The following is a 4,812-nucleotide window of genomic DNA, read 5'->3' as shown; positions in this document are numbered from 1 at the left end:
CACCTATAATCCCGATGACGAAGCGGAATAAAAGAAAACTTTCGTAGCTGTTACTTAACCCAATGCACATAACGGGTATTGAGCCCAGTGCAAGCAGAATTGTGTAGGATAACCTTGGTCCAAGGGTATCGCATAGTTTACCAATAATTAGCCTGGCAATAATTGTTGCAGAAACTGAGGCAATAATAATATTGCCGATCTGATCTTTACTTAAGTGTAGCTGTTCTCTTATCAGCGGCATGAGTGGGGCTACGCCAAACCATCCAAAAAAGCAGAAAAAGAAGGTTATCCAGGTAATATGAAAGGTTTTCATTTGAATACCTTTCGTTGAAAATATATTAAGTTTTTTTAGTGGTTTAAGTTCTTCAGTCATAATTCATGAGATTTAGGTTCCGGAATTTGTTTGATGTTGTGGTGGTTAACGGTTTACGGAAATTAATTTCATGAAGGTGCTGCACTAACAGAAAGAGTAAATACTTTTTGATACATTTGATAAGTTTTATTTAATCGATGAGACTATTTTACCCCGTCAGAAATCCGACCTTCTGATGGGGTTTTTTATATTTAATTTTGTAAGCCGATGTATACTAACCCATCTTCAACCTTAACCGGGTAGGTTTGTATGGCGCATTCATCTCCGCTTAAGCACTCTCCTGTAGAAAGTGAAAATGTTTTTTTATGAAAGGGGCAGGCAATTTTAGGGTCTTCACCTACAGAGCCGATCATGCCGCGGCTAAGTGCCATTTGCCTGCGGTGTGGGCATAGGTTTTGTGTGGCATACCATTCATTTCTGCGGGTAAAATAAAATAAGGCAATTTGTTCCTCGCCGCATTTAACACATACTCCTCCGTTTTGTACTGCGTCTTCAACGCGACATGCTTCAAACCAGTTTGTTGTTGTTTCTATCATGATTTCTGTTTTGTTAGTGTATAAATAGGTTTGTTGATTTAAATTATGCTGTTGTCCAGTTTGCAGCCTTTTTCTGGCCGCGCATTTCGTCAAATTTTACACTTGGATCTTTTTCTTCGGGCGCATTCACAAAATGATTGAACCTTTTTCTTATTTCCGGATCCTCAATTGCTGTTTTCCATTCACATTGATAGCTGTTTACAATGTTTTGCATTTCAATTTCCCATTGTTCTGCCATACCCAGGCTGTCGTTTACAACTACATTTCTCAGGTATTCAATTCCACCCTCCATTTTATTTAGCCACGGGGCAGTTCGTGTTAATGGATCGGCAGTGCGGATATAAAACATTAAGAACCTATCTATGTATTTGATGCATGTATCGCTGTCTACATCCGAAGCCAGAAGTAGTGCATGTTGAGGTTTGCTGCCGCCATTACCGCATACATATAGGTTCCATCCCTTTTCGGTTGCTATAATTCCAAAATCTTTGCTTTGTGCTTCTGCGCATTCGCGAATACATCCGCTAACAGCAGATTTTAGTTTATGTGGAGCCCTTAGGCCTCTGTAGCGTTCTTCTATTCTAATTGCATAGCTTACACTGTCGTGCAAACCAAAGCGACACCATGTGCTGCCAACACAACTTTTAACTGTTCGTAATGCTTTTCCGTACGCATGTCCGCTTTCGAAGCCAGCAGCAATTAATTCTTCCCATATTAATGGCAGGTCACTTAAATGGGCTCCGAACATATCTATCCGTTGTCCGCCGGTGATTTTTGTATACAAGCCATATTTTTCAGCAACTTCTCCAATAATTACAAGCTTCTCCGGTTTGATTTCCCCTCCCGGAATTCTTGGAACTACTGAATAGGTTCCTCCTTTTTGAATATTTGCTAAAAACCTGTCATTACTGTCCTGGGCGGTATCATTACCTCTTTTAAGAATCATATCATTCCAGATGCTTGCCAGAAGTGATGATACCAGCGGTTTGCATATTTCGCAGCCGTCGCCTTTGCCTACGTTGTCCAGTACTTGCTCATAATTTTTAAGGTTGTGTATTTTTATAAGATCATATAACTCTTGTCTGCTCAGTTGGAAGTGCTCGCATACTACATTTCTAACGTACTTGCCATTTTCTTTCATGGTGTGCAGCATTAAATCTTTCACCATTGGTATACATCCACCGCATCCTGTGCCAGCCTTAGTGCATTTTTTGATTGCATCTATCGATTCGCAACCCTCTGCAGAGACAGAATTACAAATGGTTCCTTTTGATACACCCTCGCAACTACAGATCAACGCGTCGTCCGGAAGTCCGGCTAACCCAGCATTCTCAGTTTGGGAGCTGCCACCGCGGGATCCTAATATCAGATCTTCGGGGTTAGGAGGGAGCGCTATTTTGTTGTTTACAGTTTGCAGTAGCATATTGTAAGCCTCTGCTTCGCCAATTAGTATTCCACCTAGTAAATATTTTCCATCGTTGCTGATATTGATGCGTTTGTAAATTCCTTTATGGGTGTCTTCAAATAGAATACTCCTTGAGTCTGGTTCTGTTGTAAACGGCTACCACTTCGGCCATTTCGTATCCGGGAGCAATCAGTCCATAGATGTTATGGTTAAATAACGCACATTCCCCAATTGCAAAAACAGATGGATCACTGGTCTGCATTGATTCATTTACCAGAACTCCACCTCTGGTGCCAACTTCAATTCCGCAGAGTTTGGCCAGTTCATCTCTAGGGCGTATTCCGGCAGAAATTACAAGTATGTCTGTTTTTAATTCGCTGCCATCATTAAACTTTAGAGATTCAATACGGTTTTCGCCTTCTATGCTGCTTGTGCCTTTGTTTGTGTATATGGATAATCCTAGTGTAGCAAGTTTTGTTTGTAGCATCTGACTTCCGGCACTATCTATCTGCCTGGGCATTAGTCTTGGTGCAAATTCAATTACATTTGTTTCAGCAAGATTTAAATCTATTAATGCCTTCGCGGCTTCTAAGCCCAATAAGCCCCCGCCTAATACGGAGCCTGTTTTTGCATTTAAAGCATAATTTTTAATGAGCTCAAGATCTTCGATGGTGCGATAAACGAAAACACCTTCTTTATCAACACCAGGGATATCAGGTACAAAAGCCGATGACCCTGTTGCCAGAACCAGATAGTCGTAATTTAAAATAAGCCCTTTATTCGAATGTATGGTTTTGCTTTCTCTGTCAATTTCTTTTACCGGGTCGCCAAGATGAAGCGTAATGTTTTGTTCGTTGTACCAATTTTCATGAGATAAAGAAAGATCTTCTGCACTCTTTCCGTTAAAGTATTCGCTTAAATGAACTCTGTCGTATGCCCTTCTTGGTTCTTCTCCAAATACAATAATGTTAAAATTATCTGATTTAGAGGTTAATTTTTCGCAAAACTTATGTCCAACCATTCCATTTCCTATTACGATTACTGTTTTATGATTCATAATTTCGATTTTGTTGGGTTATTTATTTTATTTAACGGGTAATTGTGGTTTGTTTAATCAAATATATATAATAATTTGTATTATTTTTATAAATGTATGATTTATATCATGTTTATTTTGTTTTTTTAATATGTTTTTGGATTATTTTGTGTTTTATATTATTTTATCGATGATAATATTTTATTAAAATTGGTGTTTTTGATGTATTTATATTATTTATATCGTATATTTATGGTATTAAATCATTTTTTTAATATTTAATCTTGTTTTTATGGGTATTTCTTTGAAAAAAATAGATAAACCGATGTTTTTTGTTGTTGGTTCTGGTCCTGGTGATCCGGATTTGTTAACAATTAAAGGTTTTAAGGTTTTAGAAGCTGCAAAAGTTATCCTTTATGATAATTTGGCGTGCAAAGAGTTGTTAGATATAGCTTCTGATGATTGTGAAAGAATTTATGTTGGTAAAAAGCCATATGGACTTTGCACTTCACAGGAAACTATTCATCAACTGATAAAGCATTATGCATTTACAAGAGGAAATGTTGTTCGTTTAAAAGGAGGGGATCCTTTTATTTTTGGAAGAGGTTTTGAAGAAATCTTATTTGCGCGTGAGCACGGTATAGAATCTCATTATGTGCCGGGCATCAGTAGTATGCAAGCAAGTGGTTTAAATGATATTCCTTTAACCCATCGTGGAGTAAGCGAAAGTATCTGGATTATAACAGGTACAAAAAAAGATGGTTCTTTATCGTCTGATCTCCAATTAGCAGCTAAAAGTAAAGCTACAGTAGTTATATATATGGGAATGAAAAAGCTGACAGAAATATCAGCTTCTTATATTATGTCTGGCAGAGGGGCCGTTCCTGCAGCAATAATCCAGAATGCTTCAATGCCACATCAAAAACAAATTGTTTGTGAGGTTAAAGATTTGTCTCAGGCGGCAATGGATTCCGGGCTTTCCCATCCGGCAATTATAATAATTGGAGATGTAGTAAAAGCCGCGGAATTCGTTGCCGCTCAGGAAGCACATAAATATGCCTAGTTTTCTTTTACTTTATGAATCAATTGACGTCCTCTTACAAGTATTTTAATACGTTGACGCTTTAAGGATAGGTTAATTCCCGCTTCCTGATTTTCCTTGAGGTGTATTTTGTATGCGGTAAGTACATCTTTATAAGTGAGTAAGCCAATTACCCTGTTTTTTTCATTGGCAGATAATACCGGTAAAAACTCCTTATCGCATTTAGACATTAACTCTACGGCCCATGCAAGACTATCGTTGCTTTCTAATGCGGGAATATTTTGCTCCATGAGCTCGGCTATAGGGCCATTTGCATCGTGATTTTTGTTGTATATGCTTGACAGCGTGATTACACCTTTAAAGTTATCGTCATCATCTGTTACTATAAAGTGATTTTCTAATGGTGGGTTAAGGTCAAAG

At 38.1% G+C, this 4,812-nt stretch carries 6 protein-coding genes; 1 reads left to right on the top strand and 5 read right to left on the bottom strand.

All coding sequences use genetic code 11. The features are described 5' to 3' along the window. The 4 genes from AC1DDX_RS26345 to AC1DDX_RS26330 form a co-directional block, all read right to left on the bottom strand. The coding region (locus AC1DDX_RS26345; RefSeq protein WP_477622915.1) for an MFS transporter at positions 1-373 on the bottom strand (373 nt) is incomplete at its 3' end. Positions 374-564: 191 nt separating this feature from the next. After that, a complete protein-coding gene (gene nirD / locus AC1DDX_RS26340) occupies positions 565-909 on the bottom strand; it encodes a nitrite reductase small subunit NirD (RefSeq protein WP_048906098.1) in 345 nt (114 codons plus the stop codon). Positions 910-952: 43 nt separating this feature from the next. Then, positions 953-2,401 (bottom strand): nitrite reductase large subunit NirB, encoded by a 1,449-nt coding sequence (gene nirB, locus AC1DDX_RS26335; RefSeq protein WP_477622916.1) that lies wholly within the window; start codon positions 2,399-2,401, stop codon positions 953-955. 28 nt (positions 2,402-2,429) lie between these two features. Then, a complete protein-coding gene (locus tag AC1DDX_RS26330; protein ID WP_477622914.1) occupies positions 2,430-3,371 on the bottom strand; it encodes an NAD(P)/FAD-dependent oxidoreductase in 942 nt (313 codons plus the stop codon). Between the two features lie 271 nt (positions 3,372-3,642). Here AC1DDX_RS26330 and cobA point away from each other — a divergent pair, with 271 nt between their 5' ends. After that, positions 3,643-4,413 (top strand): uroporphyrinogen-III C-methyltransferase, encoded by a 771-nt coding sequence (gene cobA, locus AC1DDX_RS26325; RefSeq protein WP_216854354.1) that lies wholly within the window; start codon positions 3,643-3,645, stop codon positions 4,411-4,413. On the opposite strand, the gene AC1DDX_RS26320 is transcribed toward cobA, so the two are convergent. Beyond that, positions 4,410-4,812, bottom strand: a 403-nt coding sequence (locus tag AC1DDX_RS26320; protein ID WP_477622913.1) for a CBS domain-containing protein, incomplete at its 5' end; no start/stop codon positions are given. The two genes, cobA and AC1DDX_RS26320, sit on opposite strands and share 4 nt — an antisense overlap.

It is taken from the genome of Pedobacter sp. 10L46_2, from assembly GCF_056395165.1.
Note: the sequence above shows the minus strand (reverse complement) of the source record. Positions and strands in the feature narration are given on the sequence as shown.

Bases quoted from the DNA above. Each gene is read 5' to 3' on its own strand.
- nirD (WP_048906098.1), bottom strand. From the start codon at position 909: ATGATAGAAACAACAACAAACTGGTTTGAAGCATGTCGCGTTGAAGAC.
- AC1DDX_RS26330 (WP_477622914.1), bottom strand. From the start codon at position 3,371: ATGAATCATAAAACAGTAATCGTAATAGGAAATGGAATGGTTGGACAT.
- cobA (WP_216854354.1), top strand. From the start codon at position 3,643: ATGGGTATTTCTTTGAAAAAAATAGATAAACCGATGTTTTTTGTTGTT.